The 17,460-nt window shown below is 37.4% G+C and carries 18 protein-coding genes; 15 read left to right on the top strand and 3 right to left on the bottom strand.

Annotated elements, in window-relative coordinates:
• The first annotated feature begins 10 nt into the window (after positions 1-10).
• From fabD to ACFSAV_RS11670, 5 genes are all read left to right on the top strand, one after another.
• Positions 11-949, top strand: a complete 939-nt coding sequence (gene fabD / locus ACFSAV_RS11650) for an ACP S-malonyltransferase (RefSeq protein WP_379099914.1) — start codon at positions 11-13, stop codon at positions 947-949.
• 272 nt (positions 950-1,221) lie between these two features.
• Entirely contained in the window at positions 1,222-1,950 is a 729-nt protein-coding gene (fabG, locus tag ACFSAV_RS11655; protein ID WP_379099917.1) for a 3-oxoacyl-ACP reductase FabG, read from the top strand.
• Between the two features lie 265 nt (positions 1,951-2,215).
• A complete protein-coding gene (gene acpP, locus ACFSAV_RS11660) occupies positions 2,216-2,446 on the top strand; it encodes an acyl carrier protein (RefSeq protein ID WP_034617387.1) in 231 nt (76 codons plus the stop codon).
• Between the two features lie 239 nt (positions 2,447-2,685).
• On the top strand, positions 2,686-4,023 hold the full coding sequence (locus tag ACFSAV_RS11665; protein WP_101775241.1) for an anaerobic C4-dicarboxylate transporter: 1,338 nt from the start codon (positions 2,686-2,688) through the stop codon (positions 4,021-4,023).
• A gap of 98 nt (positions 4,024-4,121) precedes the next feature.
• A complete protein-coding gene (locus ACFSAV_RS11670) occupies positions 4,122-5,054 on the top strand; it encodes a DUF2167 domain-containing protein (protein WP_379099922.1) in 933 nt (310 codons plus the stop codon).
• 52 nt (positions 5,055-5,106) lie between these two features.
• On the opposite strand, the gene rho is transcribed toward ACFSAV_RS11670, so the two are convergent.
• Complete coding sequence (gene rho / locus ACFSAV_RS11675) at positions 5,107-6,369, bottom strand: transcription termination factor Rho (RefSeq protein WP_046339095.1); 1,263 nt, start codon at positions 6,367-6,369, stop codon at positions 5,107-5,109.
• A gap of 214 nt (positions 6,370-6,583) precedes the next feature.
• On the opposite strand from rho, the gene rhlB reads away from it, so the two are divergent.
• The 10 genes from rhlB (at position 6,584) to lipA (ending at position 16,040) form a co-directional block, all read left to right on the top strand.
• Positions 6,584-7,858, top strand: a complete 1,275-nt coding sequence (rhlB, locus tag ACFSAV_RS11680; protein WP_379099925.1) for an ATP-dependent RNA helicase RhlB — start codon at positions 6,584-6,586, stop codon at positions 7,856-7,858.
• 85 nt (positions 7,859-7,943) lie between these two features.
• Positions 7,944-8,261, top strand: a complete 318-nt coding sequence (gene rsfS / locus ACFSAV_RS11685) for a ribosome silencing factor (protein WP_379099928.1) — start codon at positions 7,944-7,946, stop codon at positions 8,259-8,261.
• A 3-nt stretch (positions 8,262-8,264) separates the two neighbouring features.
• Positions 8,265-8,732 carry a 23S rRNA (pseudouridine(1915)-N(3))-methyltransferase RlmH gene (gene rlmH, locus ACFSAV_RS11690; protein ID WP_101775244.1) on the top strand — a complete coding sequence of 156 codons (468 nt, stop codon included), beginning with the start codon at positions 8,265-8,267 and terminating at the stop codon, positions 8,730-8,732.
• A 15-nt stretch (positions 8,733-8,747) separates the two neighbouring features.
• Positions 8,748-10,679 (top strand): penicillin-binding protein 2, encoded by a 1,932-nt coding sequence (gene mrdA / locus ACFSAV_RS11695; RefSeq protein WP_379099931.1) that lies wholly within the window; start codon positions 8,748-8,750, stop codon positions 10,677-10,679.
• Complete coding sequence (gene rodA / locus ACFSAV_RS11700) at positions 10,679-11,794, top strand: rod shape-determining protein RodA (protein WP_379099934.1); 1,116 nt, start codon at positions 10,679-10,681, stop codon at positions 11,792-11,794. Before mrdA ends, rodA begins: the two co-directional genes overlap by 1 nt.
• A 49-nt stretch (positions 11,795-11,843) precedes the next feature.
• Positions 11,844-12,725 (top strand): septal ring lytic transglycosylase RlpA family protein, encoded by an 882-nt coding sequence (locus tag ACFSAV_RS11705; protein WP_379099954.1) that lies wholly within the window; start codon positions 11,844-11,846, stop codon positions 12,723-12,725.
• A 22-nt stretch (positions 12,726-12,747) separates the two neighbouring features.
• Positions 12,748-13,932, top strand: a complete 1,185-nt coding sequence (locus tag ACFSAV_RS11710; RefSeq protein ID WP_101775248.1) for a serine hydrolase — start codon at positions 12,748-12,750, stop codon at positions 13,930-13,932.
• Between the two features lie 110 nt (positions 13,933-14,042).
• The gene (ybeD, locus tag ACFSAV_RS11715) at positions 14,043-14,339 is read left to right on the top strand and encodes a DUF493 family protein YbeD (protein ID WP_379099938.1); all 297 of its coding nucleotides are present in this window, start codon (positions 14,043-14,045) and stop codon (positions 14,337-14,339) included.
• A gap of 6 nt (positions 14,340-14,345) precedes the next feature.
• Positions 14,346-15,002 (top strand): lipoyl(octanoyl) transferase LipB, encoded by a 657-nt coding sequence (lipB, locus tag ACFSAV_RS11720; protein WP_379099941.1) that lies wholly within the window; start codon positions 14,346-14,348, stop codon positions 15,000-15,002.
• Between the two features lie 75 nt (positions 15,003-15,077).
• A complete protein-coding gene (gene lipA / locus ACFSAV_RS11725) occupies positions 15,078-16,040 on the top strand; it encodes a lipoyl synthase (RefSeq protein WP_101775251.1) in 963 nt (320 codons plus the stop codon).
• Positions 16,041-16,112: 72 nt separating this feature from the next.
• Here the strand turns inward: lipA and ACFSAV_RS11730 are convergent, their stop codons facing one another.
• The gene (locus ACFSAV_RS11730) at positions 16,113-16,532 is read right to left on the bottom strand and encodes a DUF417 family protein (protein WP_101775252.1); all 420 of its coding nucleotides are present in this window, start codon (positions 16,530-16,532) and stop codon (positions 16,113-16,115) included.
• A 247-nt stretch (positions 16,533-16,779) separates the two neighbouring features.
• A partial coding sequence (locus tag ACFSAV_RS11735; RefSeq protein WP_379099945.1) for a transaldolase occupies positions 16,780-17,460 on the bottom strand: 681 nt, incomplete at its 5' end.

Consider the following 17,460-nt stretch of genomic DNA (forward strand, 5'->3'; position numbering starts at 1 on the left):
GGAAAAAAACATGAAAAAATTTGCAATGGTATTTCCGGGGCAAGGTTCACAAGCGGTGGGCATGTTAGCTGAATTAGCAGAGCAATATCCTGTTGTACAACAAACTTTTCAACAAGCTTCAGAGGTATTAGGCTATGATTTGTGGCAATTAGTGCAGAAAGGCCCAGCAGAAGAATTAAATAAAACTTGGCAAACTCAACCTGCATTGTTAGTGGCTTCTGTTGCAATTTATCGTGTTTGGCAACAACAATATCCGAATTTAAAACCCGAATTAATGGCAGGACATAGTTTAGGCGAGTATTCTGCGTTAGTTTGTGCTGATGTGATCGATTTCCAAGATGCGATTAAATTAGTAGAGTTACGTGGTAAGTTAATGCAACAAGCTGTACCAGAAGGTACGGGAGCAATGTATGCTATTATTGGTTTAGATAATGCGTCAATTATTAAAGCTTGTGCAGAATCAGAACAAGGTGAAGTGGTTTCAGCCGTAAACTTTAATTCACCAGGTCAGGTTGTTATCGCTGGTGCAAAAGCCGCAGTTGAACGTGCCGCAGTCGCTTGTAAAGAAGCTGGAGCAAAACGTGCTTTACCTTTAGCAGTCAGTGTACCTTCACATTGTGCATTAATGAAACCTGCGGCTGATCAATTAGCGGTTTCTTTAGATAATATTGCAATTAAAACACCAACGACTTCAGTGATTAATAATGTTGATGTTGCAACAGAAACGGAAAGTTCAGCAATTCGTAGCGCACTTGTTCGTCAGCTTTATAGCCCTGTGCGCTGGACTGAAAGCGTAGAAAAAATGGCAGAGCAAGGAATTGAAGTACTCATTGAAATTGGACCAAATAAAGTGTTAACAGGTTTAACAAGTCGTATTGTAAAAGAGCTTGTTGCTCAAGCAGTAAATGATGTTAATTCATTAGCATTAGCCGAACAGGCATTGGCATAAGATAGATTTTGTCTAGTATTGCTATGAAACATGGTGTTCACTTTATTGTTCTTTTGTGTAATGGCTACATTTGTTGAACATACTTTAGTGATTGTTTCTTCTGGCGCTACTTTAAATACACACGTTGTCTAAAACATTAACACAATGTAAACAAAAGTAAATTTTGAGTGTGTATTGAAAGAAATACAATATAAAGAAAAGAGTAAAGAACGATTTAAACTTCGCTGTGTCGAATTAGTGAATGAGGCACAAATTTAATTAAGGAGATATTTATGCAGGGTAAAATCGCGTTAGTCACAGGCGCAACTCGTGGTATTGGACGTGCAATAGCAGAGGAATTAGTTGCGAAAGGGGCGTTTGTTATTGGTACTGCAACATCAGAGAAAGGGGCGGAAAGTATTTCTGCGTATTTAGGTGAAAAAGGAAAAGGTTTGGTTTTAAATGTATCCGATTTTGCTTCAATCGATGCAACATTAGAAAAAATCAAAGCTGATTTTGGTGATATTGACGTGCTAGTCAATAATGCGGGTATCACACGTGATAATTTATTGATGCGTATGAAGGATGAAGAATGGTTTGCTATTATGCAAACTAACTTAACATCAGTTTACTATTTATCAAAAGCGATGTTGCGTTCAATGATGAAAAAACGCTTTGGTCGTATCATTACTATTGGTTCTGTGGTGGGCTCAATGGGAAATCCAGGACAAACTAACTACTGTGCAGCGAAAGCGGGTTTAATCGGTTTTAGTAAAGCGTTGGCAAAAGAAGTGGCTTCGCGTGGTATTACCGTGAACGTAGTTGCCCCAGGTTTTATCGCGACAGACATGACAGAAGTGTTAACAGATGAGCAAAAATCAGGTATTTTGTCGCAAGTTCCGGCGGGTCGTTTAGGAGAACCAAAAGATATTGCGAAAGCAGTTGCGTTTTTAGCTTCTGATGATGCGAGCTATATTACAGGTACAACTTTGCATGTGAATGGTGGTATGTATACCAACTAATTGTGTGAAATCAATTACAGATTTTAGGGGATAAAAGCATAGCCAAAGATTGAGGTTAATGTTAAAATCTTGGTTGCAATGTAACTTGGTTACGCCACTTTAAAGCGTAGATGAAGTAACGTAACTGTATTTTTCACTGTATGTGTTTTTTAAAAGATGGTTTTAAGGTTTGACCACCAGCAAAAATCATTGTAACTTTACAAAAAATATATACACTAACTAACTCGTCGCAGTGAGCGAAAAACTAAACAATAGGAAGAAACAAATGAGCATTGAAGAACGCGTAAAAAAAATCATCGTTGAGCAATTAGGCGTTAAAGAAGACGAAGTTAAATCTGAAGCGTCTTTCGTTGAAGATTTAGGTGCGGATTCTTTAGATACTGTTGAATTAGTGATGGCTTTAGAAGAAGAATTTGATATCGAAATTCCAGATGAAGAAGCAGAAAAAATTACAACAGTTCAATCTGCGATTGATTACGTTCAAAACAATCAGTAATTCACATTTAGGCGGTTTGTATAACCGCCTAAATTTTTTCCCATCTTATCACTATCATTTCCTCATTTGATCTAAATAACTCCCTATTTTTTATAAGCATTTTACTTTTTTTGATTTAAACCAAATAATTGTTTTATTTTTCGAAAAAATTACTTAAAAGAAAGTGAAAAGGATTGTGTACAAATATAAATCAAGTATGATGTCGCTAATATTTTTTATAACATTTTAGAGGTATATCTATGCTTTATTTAGAGTTTTTGTTCCTACTACTCATGCTATATGTGGGTAGCCGTTTTGGCGGTATAGGATTGGGGGTTGTATCTGGGATAGGCTTAGTGATCGAAGTCTTTATTTTCCGCATGCCAGTTGGAAAAGCCCCAGTTGATGTTATGTTGATTATTCTTTCCGTTGTTACTTGTGCATCTATTTTAGAAGCTGCTGGTGGCTTAAAATTTATGTTGCAAGTCGCAGAACGTATTTTACGTAGTAATCCGAAACGTATCACATTACTTGGTCCAATCGTTACTTATTTAATGACATTTATGCTTGGAACAGGTCACTCAGTCTATTCTATTATGCCAATTATTGGTGATGTGGCATTAAAAAATAAAATTCGCCCTGAGCGTCCAATGGCAGCAGCATCTGTTGCATCTCAATTAGCGATTACGTCAAGTCCACTTTCTGCAGCAGTAGTATTCTATCTTGGTAAAATTGTTGAATTACCCGGCTTTGCACATATTTCCTTATTAGATATTATTTCAGTTACCGTTCCTGCAACCTTTATTGGTACACTTGCATTATCTTTATATAGTATGCGCCGTGGTAAAGAGCTAGAAGATGATCCAGAATACCAGCGCCGCTTACAAGATCCAATTTGGCGCGATCGTATTTTAAATACAACAACGACAACGTTAAATGAAGAGTTACCGCCAGCGGCAAAACAATCGGTTTACTTATTCTTGCTAGCTTTAGCTGTTATTGTCATTGTGGCGATGTTCCCTGAAATTCGTACTATTGGTGAGGGTGATAAAGTTAAACCTATTTCGATGTCACTTATTATCCAAATGATGATGCTCTGTTTTGGCGGTATTATCTTATTAGTGACTCGAACTAATCCTCAAATTGTACCAAATGGTGTTGTATTTAAATCAGGTATGGTGGCAGCTATTGCAATTTTTGGTATTGCATGGATGAGTGATACTTACTTCAAATTCGCTATGCCAGAGTTTAGAGAAGGTATTACTTCAATGGTAAGACATTACCCTTGGACCTTTGCACTTGCGTTATTTGCTGTGTCAGTAGTCATTAACAGTCAAGCTGCAACGGCTGTCATGATGTTACCTGTTGGTCTTGAATTAGGTCTACCTGTGGCATTATTGGTCGGTTTAATGCCCGCTACTTATGGTTATTTCTTTATTCCAAACTATCCATCAGATATTGCAACAGTCAACTTTGATGTGACAGGTACAACAAAAATAGGTAAGTATTACTTTAACCATAGCTTTATGGTACCAGGACTTATTGGGGTTGTGACAGCTTGTTGTGTTGGTTATGTGATAGCACAAATCATGATTTAATTTGTGATTTTTGTTATAAAAATGCGGTCAAAGTTAAAATATTGACCGCATTTTTCATATCATTTGGTTATTTTTCTTTCTATATTTAAGGAACATGTATGTTTAGAGCGTTAGGACAAATTTTCACAAAACTGACCGCACTTTTATTGCTTGTATTCAGTGTCAATACGATGGTTGTAGCAGAAACTGCAGAGTCAAAGCAAAAATTAGATGAAATTGAAAGGCTTCTCTTTATTCATGGGACCGAAGGTCCTGTCAAATTTCCTTTACCTGGTGGTGTTTTTGACTTGCCTAGTGATATGGTACTTTTGCCTGGATTTTATGCTAATCAATTCATGGAGCTTATTGGTAATAACGCGAATATAGGTCGTTTAGCAATAGTGATGAAAAAAGATGACCCTTCTTGGATTTTTGATATCGTCTATTCTGATATCGGTTATATCTCAGATAAAGAAGCAAAAACATGGGATATAGATGCACTGTTTGAGAAATTGCGAGAAGGTGATAAAGAGCGCAATGAAATTCGTCGTGAAAAAGGTGCAGCAGAAATTGATACCTTAGGTTGGGTCAAAAAACCAATTTACGATGACAAAAAGCACCATCTCGTTTGGGCTATTAATTTAAAACCAATAGGACCTAATGTAGAGGAAGGGGCTAGCAATATTGTTAATTATAATGCTTATCTGCTTAGTCGTATAGGTTATATCGGGTTATCATTCTTGACTGAAGAATCAACATTTGAGTCTGAGCAAGCGATTGCGGAAGAGCTGCGTGAGCGTATCCACTTTAATAAAGGGGAAGGATATGAAGATTTTACACTAGGGAAAGACAAAGTTGCTTGGTTTGGGATATCTACTTTAGTTAGCGGTACATTTGGACAAAAATCAAGTTTATTTACAGAGAGAGATAAATTTTTTTTGCTAGTTGCGATGATTATTATTGCAGTTGTATTGTTTGCTGTTATTGCATTTAAACGATTATTAAGACGGAAAGCGTTAATTTCATCGAATAGCCATGATACAGTTCAGTAATAGAAAAGCCTCAAAATCAATTTTTGAGGCTTTTAACATTTGAGTTGTAAAACTATGAACGCTTCATAATCTCGAAGAATTCATCATTAGTTTTTGCTACCATGAGTTTATCAATGAGGAATTCCATTGCTTCCACTTCACCCATTGGGTTAAGAATTTTACGTAGGATCCACATTTTTTGTAACTCATCAGGTGTAGTGAGTAAGTCTTCTTTACGTGTACCTGAACGATTAAAGTCGATTGCTGGGAAGACACGTTTTTCTGCAATTTTACGGGATAGATGTAATTCCATATTACCTGTACCTTTGAATTCTTCAAAGATAACTTCATCCATTTTAGAACCTGTATCGACGAGAGCAGTGGCAATAATGGTTAAGCTACCGCCTTCTTCTACATTACGTGCCGCACCGAAGAAGCGTTTTGGGCGATGTAATGCATTTGCGTCCACACCACCAGAAAGAATCTTACCAGACGCGGGGGTCACGGTATTATAAGCTCGTGCTAGACGGGTAATTGAGTCTAATAGAATAACAACATCTTTTTTATGTTCAACTGAGCGTTTTGCTTTCTCAATAACCATTTCTGCCACTTGCACATGACGCGTTGCTGGCTCATCAAAAGTTGAAGCAATTACTTCACCTTTTACTGAACGTTGCATTTCAGTCACTTCTTCTGGACGTTCATCGATTAAAAGTACGATAAGCTCACATTCTGGATAGTTGTGGGTAATACTTTGCGCAATATTTTGCAATAACATTGTTTTACCCGCTTTAGGTGGCGCGACGATAAGACCACGCTGTCCTTTACCAATAGGCGAAGCTAAATCTAAGATACGAGCAGTTAAGTCTTCTGTTGAACCGTTACCACGCTCCATTCTCAAACGAGAATTAGCATGTAATGGAGTTAAGTTTTCAAATAGGATTTTGCTACGTGAAACTTCAGGTCTATCGTCATTTACTTGATCAACTTTTAATAAAGCAAAATAACGTTCACCTTCTTTAGGTGGGCGAATTTTACCTTCAATTTTATCACCAGTTTGTAAGTTGAAACGGCGAATTTGGCTTGGCGATACATAGATATCATCAGGACCAGCGAGATAGGAACTGTCTGCTGAACGTAAGAAACCGAAACCATCTGGTAAAATTTCTAATACGCCGCCACCAAAGATGTCTTCCCCACTTTTGGCATGTTGTTTTAAGATAGCAAAAACAATGTCTTGTTTGCGTAAACGCGCTAAATTTTCTAAGCCCATTTGTCCTTCGCCGAGTTCGACAAGTTCGGAAACGGGTCTATTTTTAAGTTCTGTAAGATGCATAATATTTGAGGGTTGTTATTGATTTGATAAAAAGAATAAATGAATGAATATGTGATTTTTTAGAATGTGCGTAAATTATCACTAAAACCCGCTACTGTCTAGTTTTAGCCCGGATTTTTGTGAAAAAAATTGAAAAAGTGCGGTCAGTTTTTGGGGATTTTTCTACTTCATGCTATTCTTAGCACAATTTTTTCTAAGCGATTTCTTATTTTTTATGCAAAATAATTATTTAACTCAACTCCGTTTTACTGATTTGCCTTTAAATAGCAAAGTATTAAGTGCACTACAAGCGAAGGGCTTTGATTATTGTACGCCAATTCAAGCACTTTCTTTGCCTATCAGCTTGGCTGGGAAAGATGTGGCGGGACAAGCACAAACAGGTACGGGAAAAACAATGGCATTTTTAACAGCCACTTTTCACCATTTATTAGAACGTCAAACAGGATCTTCTTTTTCACAGCCTCGAGCATTAATTTTGGCACCAACCCGTGAATTAGCAGTCCAAATTAACAATGATGCTGAGTTGTTAGCTAAAGCAACAGGGTTAAAAACAGGTTTAGCCTATGGTGGAGATGGTTATGATAAACAGTTAAAAGCGATTGAAGAAGGTGTTGATATTTTAATCGGCACGACTGGACGAGTAATTGACTATGTCAAACAAGGCATTGTTTGCTTAGATCAAATTCAAGTGGTAGTGCTGGATGAAGCTGATCGTATGTTCGATCTGGGATTTATTAAGGATATTCGCTATTTGTTGCGTAAATGCCCGCCACCACAACAGCGCTTAACTATGTTATTTTCTGCTACATTATCCTATAAAGTGCGTGAGCTAGCATTTGAAGATATGAATGAGCCTGAATATGTCGAAATTGAGCCATTACAAAAAACGGGTCATCGTATTAAAGAGGAGCTATTTTATCCATCAAATCAAGACAAAATGGCGCTGTTGTTGACTTTATTAGAAGAAGAATGGCCAGAACGTTGTATTATCTTTGCCAATACGAAACATCGCTGTGAAGATATTTGGGGTTATTTGGCCGCAGATGGGCATCGTGTCGGCTTATTGACTGGCGATGTTGCACAGAAAAAACGCCTTTCTTTATTAAAGCAGTTTACTGATGGGCAATTAGATATTTTAGTTGCGACTGATGTAGCTGCACGCGGTTTGCATATTGCTGATGTGACGCATGTTTTTAATTATGATTTACCTGATGATCGGGAAGACTATGTACATCGTATTGGACGTACGGGGCGTGCTGGCGAAAGTGGTGTTTCAATCAGTTTCGCGTGTGAAGAATATGCAATGAATTTGCCAGCAATTGAAGAATATATTGCACATAGTATTCCTGTTAGTCAATATGATGCAAATGCGTTATTAGTATTACCAAAGCCTCATCGTATTAAGCGAAGTGGGCATTCAGCGAAGAACAACGCTAATATGCAGCGGAATTCGCAAAATAAACGGCATTTAAAACGAAATTTCAAATAAATTAAGTGCATAAAATTATCTATTAACAGGATGAATAGCCAAATCAAATGATAGATAATTTAGCATCGTAAGTAAATTAAAGGATATGAATTTGAATACATTGACTGATTTTATTATCGATAAATTAGATGATTTAAAAGCAACGGATATTTTACATCTTGATGTACGTGGCAAATCACCAATTACAGATGATATGGTGATTTGTACTGGTACATCAAGTCGTCATGTTTCTTCTTTAGCGCAAAATTTAATTACAGAATGTAAACGCGCTGGTTTTGAAACTTTTGCTGATGAAGGTCTAGATACGGCAGATTGGATTGTTGTGGATTTGGGGCAAGCGATTGTTCACATCATGCAAGCAGACAGCCGAGAAATGTATCAACTGGAAAAACTGTGGGGCTAAGTTGTGAAAATTCAACTGATCGCCGTTGGTACAAAAATGCCGACTTGGGTAACACACGGGTTTGAAGAATACCAGCGTCGTTTTCCAAAAGATATGCCGTTTGAGCTTATTGAGATTGCTGCGGGTAAGCGTGGTAAAAATGCGGATATTAAGCGTATTTTGGAACAAGAAGGTAAAGCAATGCTAGCTGCTTGTGGTAAAAATCGAATTGTCAGTTTAGATATTCCTGGCAAACCTTGGACTACAGAACAGTTAGCTGTCCAGCTTGAAGCATGGAAACATGATGGTCGTGATGTATGTTTATTAATTGGGGGACCAGAAGGATTATCGCCAGAATGTAAAGCAGCAGCTGAACAAAGCTGGTCATTATCACCTTTAACTTTACCACATCCATTAGTGCGTATTGTCGTCGCAGAAAGCTTATATCGAGCTTGGTCTTTGACTACTAATCATCCTTATCATCGTGAATAATTGATTAATTCCACTATGAATTTGAAAAAATTGCTGTCACAACCACAACAAGAACTAATTCGAGATAAAAAATCGGAGCGCAATCTTTTTGCACGCCGTGCATTAGTGTCTTTTATTGTTGTGCTAATTTTATCAGCAATTTTGGCAACCAATTTGTACCACTTACAAATTATGAATTATGACAGTTATCAAACACGTTCAAATGGTAATCGGATTAAATTATTGCCTTTGCCCCCCACTCGCGGCTTGATTTATGACCGTTATGGTAAACTTTTAGCGGAGAATTTAACTTTCTTTGGTTTATATATAGTGCCTGAAAAAGTGGAAAATTTAGACCGCACTTTTGAAGAATTAAAGACAATAGTTGGATTAACCGAAGAAGATATTGACGCATTCAAAAAAGAACGTCGCCGTTCTTCTCGTTATACTTCGATTTTATTAAAACCACATTTAACGGAAGAACAAATTGCTCGCTTTTCAGTAAATCAATATCGTTTTGCTAGTTTAGAGATTAAACCTTACTTCAAGCGTCATTACTTGTATGGTGAACCGTTGACACATATTTTAGGTTATGTAGCAAAAATTAATGATAAAGACGTAGAGCGTTTGAAAAAAGAAGATAAATATGCCAATTATGCTGGTACACATGATATCGGTAAGTTAGGTATTGAACGTTATTATGAGTCGCAGTTACATGGCACAACAGGGTTTGAAGAAGTTGAGGTTAATAACCGTGGTAAGGTGATTCGTAAATTACGTGAGCAACCTGCTATTGCCGGTAAAAGTATTCATTTGACGATTGATTTAGAGTTACAGCGTTATATTACTGATTTACTTGGTAATCAAAAGGGCGCTGTGGTGGTACTTGACCCGAAAGATAATAGTATTTTGGCGATGGTTTCTACTCCAAGTTATGACAATAATTTGTTTGTTGGTGGGATTTCAAGTGCGGATTATAAACGCCTTTTAAATGACCCTAATCGACCTTTATATAGCCGTGTGACACAAGGCGCTTATCCACCAGCGTCAACTGTTAAACCTTTTATTGGTGTCGCGGCGTTACATGAAAATGTGATTACACAAAACATGACAATTTTTGATCCCGGTTATTGGATTTTACCAAATACGACGAAACGTTTTCGTGATTGGAAAAAAACAGGACATGGGCATACTGATTTAAATAAGGCTATTGTAGAGTCTTCTGATACTTATTTTTATCAAACCGCTTATAACATGGGAATTGACCGTTTGTCTGATTGGATGAAACGTTTTGGTTTTGGTGTGCCAACGGGTATTGATATTCAAGAGGAAACGGCAGGGATTATGCCAAGTCGTGACTGGAAGCAAAAACGGCATAAACGACCTTGGGTGCAGGGGGATACGATTTCAGTAGGAATAGGACAAGGCTATTGGATAGCAACGCCATTACAAGTGGCAAAAGCGACAAGTATTTTAATCAATAATGGTAAAGTGCATACCCCTCATTTGATGAAAAGCATTGAGGGAAGTGCGGTCGAATTTTATCAAGATCCTTTATTGTATGAGGATATTACTGAACCAAAAGCGGCTTATTGGGAAGCAGCTAAACGTGGTATGTATAATGTAGTCAATGCTTCTAATGGTACTGGACGTAAAGCTTTTGTGGGGACGAATTATCGTGTGGCTGGAAAATCGGGCACAGCACAGGTCTTTAGTTTAAAAGAAAATCAGACTTATGATGCAAGTGGACTGAAAAAAGAATTACATGACCATGCATGGTTTACGGCTTATGCGCCTTATGATGATCCTAAAATGGTGGTGGCAATTATTTTAGAAAATGCGGGTGGTGGCTCCAGTGTCGCAGCACCTGTCGTGCGACAAATTATGGATTATTACCTTAATCAACGTTTACCACAAATGAATCATTTATCAACAGCGCCACAAACGGAATCTGAGGTGATTGAATAATGCGCGAAAAGAACATTTGGCTTTCACTATGGCAGAAGTTACATATTGATTTATGGTTACTATTAGGGCTTATTGCGATTACGGGTTACGGTTTATTAGTGCTATATAGTGCCTCTGGTGGTAATGAAGCGATGTTTCGTAATCGTTTGGTTCAGGTGTCATTAGGTTTTGCAGTGATGTTCATTATGGCACAATTTCCGCCTAAATTTTATCAACGCATTGCACCACTTTTATTTGCTGTTGGGATTATTTTATTAATTTTGGTTGATGCGATAGGTACCACAAGTAAAGGTGCACAACGTTGGTTAGACATGGGATTATTCCGTTTTCAACCTTCTGAAATTGTTAAGTTAGCAGTGCCATTGATGGTGGCAGTTTATTTAGGGAAGCGTCATCTTCCACCAAAATTGAGTCATACTTTCATTGCGTTAATTTTAATTTTAGTCCCCACTTTTTTGGTTGCGATTCAGCCTGATTTAGGCACCTCGATTTTAGTGAGTGCCTCTGGTTTGTTTGTGGTTTTTTTAGCTGGAATGAGTTGGTGGTTAATTTTGATCGCTGTTATAGGATTGGCTGCTTTTATCCCAATTATGTGGTTCTATTTAATGCATGATTATCAACGTACACGTGTGTTGACGTTATTTGATCCTGAAAAAGATCCTTTAGGCGCGGGCTTTCATATTTTACAATCTAAAATTGCCATTGGTTCTGGTGGTTTGAGCGGTAAAGGCTGGATGGAAGGAACACAATCTCAGCTTGAGTTTTTACCTGAACCACATACAGATTTTATTTTCGCTGTATTAAGTGAAGAATATGGCATGATTGGTTTTCTGATTTTAATGGCAATTTATTTGTTTATTGTTGGAAGAGGGCTAATCATTGGTTTAAATGCGCAAACGGCATTTGGGCGCATTTTGGTTGGGGCAATTACACTCATTTTTTTCGTTTATGTGTTTGTCAATATTGGTATGGTGAGTGGAATTTTACCCGTGGTTGGTGTGCCTTTACCCTTATTTAGTTATGGTGGTACCTCATTTGTGACATTGATGGCTGGCTTTGGTTTAATTATGTCAATTCATACACATAAGGAGCATTTTCTAAAGGGAACTAATTAGCATTTTGACTATCTTAGATTATGACTAAAAATAACAGAACTAACTCATGATGAAACAAAAAACTTTTCAGATATTGACCGCACTTTTTGTTGCTTTAATTGCATTAAGTACAAAAGCAGAAATGACAAAGCAGTTATTTGGCTTACAAGGACCTAAATTAACTTATCAACAACCAGATACTAAATCCTATTCTTATTGGATAAAAGGTGTAGGTTACCGCACTCAAACAACCAATGAAGCGAAAGCTTATTCAAGAGAAGGTATTGCCAGTTTTTATCATCGAAAATTTCATGGTAGAAAGACATCGAATGGTGAAATTTACAATGAAAATTTATATACTGCTGCACATAAAACTTTACCAATAAACTCGTATGTTTTAGTGACAAATTTACGTAATAACCGTAAAGTGATCGTGCGTATTAATGATAGAGGACCTTTTGTTAAGGGGCGAATTATTGATTTATCACGTGCAGCGGCGAGGGAAATTGGGATTATTGGCAGTGGGATTAGTAAAGTACGAGTGGAAATTTTTTCTGTTGATCAACAAGGTAAAATTTCAGGTCCTGCCACTGCGGCTTTAACTAAGTTGGCAAAAAATCAAGCGGTTGCCAATAGATTAGATAACAGTCTTGTAAGTGATACAGCCACGAGTGAGCGACTAACAGATAAGGTTACATCAACAAAGAGAACAGCAACTGATGTAACCGCATATAAAATTCGTGTCCTTAGTTTAGATTCAAAACAGCAAGCCGAATCTTTGATTGTACGGCTTGGGCGTGATGATCTAAAAGTAGAAATTACCCCGAATGACACAAAATTTGATATCCACTTTGGGCCTTTTAGTGAAAAATCCCAAGTTGATGAATTAAAAACACAGTTGAGGAAACTCAATTATTCTAAACCATTAATTGTATATACATTTGGTAATTAATCTAAATCAGGATACTGACAGTATGTTTAAAAAAGTCGTAAAGAGAACGCAGGTTACACTTATTGTAAGTTTATTTGTTGCATCAAATGTCGTTGCACAAGATATTGACTATGGGATTGGTGCGCCGCAATTAAATGCACAGACATTTATTTTGATGGATTATAATTCTGGCGCGGTACTTGCCTCATTAAATCCAGATCAACGTCAATATCCTGCTTCATTAACAAAAATGATGACCAGCTATGTGGTAGGAGATGCGTTAAAGCAAGGCAAAATCAGTAATACAGATATGGTAACCATTGGCGAGAGTGCGTGGGGTAAAAATTTTCCTGGCTCTTCTAAAATGTTCTTAAATTTAAATCAGCAAGTTTCTGTTGCTGATTTAAATCGTGGTGTGATTATTGTGTCAGGCAATGATGCTTCAGTGGCTGTTGCAGAGCATGTTGCTGGTTCAGTACCAGCGTTTGTTAATGTAATGAACAAATATGTAGCACAATTTGGTTTAAAAAATACTCATTTCACCACAGTACATGGTTTAGATGATGATAACCAATATTCTTCGGCACGAGATATGGCACTTATTGGTGCGCATTTAATTCGTGATTTACCAGAAGAATACCGTATTTATGCAGAAAAAGACTTTACTTTTAATAAGATTAAACAGAATAATCGCAATGGTCTGCTTTGGGATAAAACTTTACAAGTTGACGGTATTAAAACAGGTCATACTGATAAAGCAGGTTACAACTTAGTTACTTCCGCAGTGAATGGGAATAACATGCGTTTGATTTCTGTAGTAATGGGTGTGCCAACCATTAAGGGTCGCGAGGTTGAAACTAAGAAACTTTTACAGTGGGGATTTGCAAATTTTGAAACTTTCAAAACACTTGAAGCAGGTAAAGCGGTTTCCGACCAATCCGTGTACTATGGCAACAATAGTAATGTTGCATTAGGTGTGCTGCAAGATGGTTTTATTACTATTCCGAAAGGAAGACAAACAGATTTAAAAGCGCGTTATGAGCTGCATTCAAAATATTTAAAAGCACCATTGGCTAAAGGACAAATTGTTGGGCAGGTGGTGTATCAGCTCGATGGTAAAGATGTGGCAAAAGTCGATTTACAAGTGATGCAAGAAGTACAAGAAGGTGGCATTTTTGGTAATGCGTGGGATTGGTTAGTATTAACAGTAAAAAGTCTGTTTGATTAATTCAATTTCGTCCTTATCTTGTAATAAATAAATTGGATATTTTTATGACCGCACTTTAAGTGAATAGCTTAAAAGTGCGGTTACATTTTGGTTAATTTTAGGATATTGAAATGACAGAAAAAACAGTACAGCTTAATGACCTTCCGCAAGCAAAACTAAAAGATCTTTTAGCGTTTCCATGTACATTCACTTTTAAAGTTGTTGGGAGTAATCGTAACGATTTAGTGGATGATGTTGTTGCTGTAGTGCAAAAATATGCTAAAGGTGATTATAATCCACGTGAACAAGTAAGCAGTAAAGGTACCTATAATTCTGTTTCAATTGATATTGTGGCAGAAAATATTGAGCAAGTAGAAACCTTATATGAACAACTAGCCAACATTAATGGCGTAAGAATGGTGTTATAACAGCGAATGGTAAAACAAACAGAACTTATCGTTCGTCAATTAGGTGTACAGCACTACCAAGACATTTGGCATAACATGCAACGTTTTACTGATCAACGTGATGCACAAACACCCGATGAAATTTGGTTAGTACAACACTTGCCTGTGTTTACACAAGGGCAAGCAGGTAAAGCGGAACACCTTCTCCAACAAACGGCAATCCCTGTTGTACAATCCGATCGTGGTGGACAGATCACTTATCATGGACCGGGTCAGCAAGTCATGTACGTGCTAATTGATATTAAGCGCCAAAAGGCGTTAGGTAATGAGCTGAATGTACGTCAATTAGTTACCGCACTTGAACAGGCAGTAGTACAAACATTAGCAGATTATGGACTTAAAGCCTATGCCAAGCCTGATGCGCCGGGCGTTTATATTGATGAAAAGAAGATTTGTTCGCTTGGCTTACGCATTCGTAAAGGATGCTCTTTTCATGGGTTAGCACTGAATATCAATATGGATTTGTCGCCTTTTCATTTCATTAATCCTTGTGGTTATGCGGGATTAGAAATGTGTCAACTCGCTGATTTTATTCAGCCAGCTGAAGCAACTTGTGAGCAAGTTGCACCAAAATTAGTTGCACACTTTGCCCAATTATTAGGATATAATGCAACAAAATTTTAACATCTCAACGAAATTTGAAATTTTGCGAAAACTGACCGCACTTTTCAGATAGCGTGATTGGAGTAAGGAAGTCAAATGGGCACACCTTTTAAAATGGAACGTGGCGTGAAATATCGTGATGCTGCTAAAACGTCCATTATCCCAGTAAAGAATATCGATCCTGATCAAGAGCTATTAAAAAAGCCTGAATGGATGAAAATTAAGCTGCCAGCGAATTCGGCAAAAATTAATAGTATTAAAAATGGCATGCGCCGCCATGGTTTGCATTCTGTATGTGAAGAAGCGTCTTGCCCAAATTTACATGAATGTTTTAATCATGGTACTGCGACTTTTATGATTTTAGGTGCGATTTGTACGCGCCGTTGTCCATTCTGTGATGTGGCACATGGTAAACCATTGCCCCCTGATCCAGAAGAACCACGTAAATTAGCGGAAACTATTCAAGATATGAAGTTGCGCTATGTTGTGATCACTTCAGTGGATCGTGACGATTTGCCTGATCGTGGTGCAGGACATTTTGCAGAATGTGTTAAGGAAATCCGCCAACTTAATCCAGATATTAAAATAGAAATTTTAGTACCTGATTTCCGTGGACGAATTGAGCAGGCACTAGATAAGTTAAAAGATAATCCGCCTGATGTATTCAATCATAATTTAGAAAATGTACCGCGTTTATATCGTGAAATTAGACCAGGTGCCGATTATGAATGGTCATTAAAGTTATTGCATGACTTTAAAGCAATGTTCCCCCATATTCCGACAAAATCAGGTTTGATGGTTGGGCTGGGTGAAACTAATGAAGAAATCTTAGAAGTGATGCAGGATCTGCGTAAAAATGGCGTGACGATGTTAACATTGGGGCAATACTTGCAACCAAGCCGCCATCATTTGCCTGTTGCGCGTTATGTGCCACCAATAGAGTTTGATGAGTTTCGTGATAAAGCACAGGCTATGGGCTTTGAGCATGCAGCTTGTGGACCATTTGTGCGCTCATCTTATCATGCCGATCTACAGGCTAAAGGTGAAATTGTGAAGTAACTTATTTAGGCTAGAAAAAATGGAAAGTATAAAAACTTTCCATTTTTCATTAGTAGTGATTTGCAAAAATTACTAGATTGGATAAGCACGATTTAAATCATATTTAAATAGTACTAATGCCATGCCGATTAATAAAATATCTTTGAAAATAAAGCCATTAAAACCGAGTTGTGGCAATAAACTTACCGTGACAACAGCAGTAATAAAAACTAAAAAGCTACCTAGCAAACCGACTTTAGGTCGACTAAAGCCCATTGCTAAACTCACATAAGCAATAGTCTCAACTACGCCTAGTAAATAGCTTGTATTATGAAAACCTAATAAGTCATACAAAAAATTTAACCAACTATTTGCGATAATTGGTTTCAGCCCCTCGACTTCGAATTCAAACCATTTCGTGTTACCAAAAACAAAAAACAGAATAATTACGGTCAGACGCAGCACAACGATATCAATTTCTGACTGTTGAAATTTTTGACGCCATGTTTTCATATTGCTTTCCTCAATGATAATAGAATAAAACAGCAATAAGTTAGACGAAGCAATGACATATCTCTTACAAAATTATTTCGAATTTAATGCTGAAACATTTTCGGCGTAAATAAAAATACCTGTATCTATTTGAGTACAGGTATCTATTTGTTTAAGTCCTTGGTAGGAAATTATTCTTTTCCTTTATCATTCACAATTTCACAGTATTGAGGACTATATTACCTAATGAGATGTTTATGATGACGGGTTAAAATTTTGCTAACAGCATGGCTTCTAATTTTTCTTGGTCAGCAGCAAATTTACGGATTCCATCAGCCAATTTTTCCACTGCCATCGCATCACTATTGTGCTGCCAGTAGAATTCCGCTTCAGTTAATGGCGTTGGTTTGGCTTTCACCTCACCAGTGTAGCTTAATTTACGCACCAATGGACTGGTATTTTCTTGTAATTCTTTTAACAATGCTGGCGCAATAGTTAAACGGTCGCAACCTGCTAACTCTGTAATTTCACCTACATTACGGAAACTCGCACCCATCACAATAGTGTTATAACCATGTTGTTTATAGTAATTGTAAATTTTCGTCACGGAAATCACACCCGGATCTTCCGCTGGCGCATAATCTTTTTTATCACCGTTCGCTTTATACCAATCTAGAATACGACCCACGAAAGGGGAAATTAAATACACTCCTGCTTCAGCACAAGCACGTGCCTGAGCTTCAGAGAATAACAGCGTTAAGTTACAGTTAATTCCTTGTTTTTCAAGCGCTTCTGCTGCACGGATACCTTGCCAAGTGGAGGCGATCTTGATCAGGATACGCTCATTGGCAATCCCTGCTTCGTTATAAAGTGCGATTAATTTTTTCGCTTTTTCAATTGTGGCGTCGGTATCATAAGAAAGGCGTGCGTCCACTTCAGTTGAAATGCG

The sequence above is a fragment of the Pasteurella oralis genome, assembly GCF_042681465.1.
GTDB classification, from domain to species: domain Bacteria; phylum Pseudomonadota; class Gammaproteobacteria; order Enterobacterales; family Pasteurellaceae; genus Pasteurella; species Pasteurella oralis.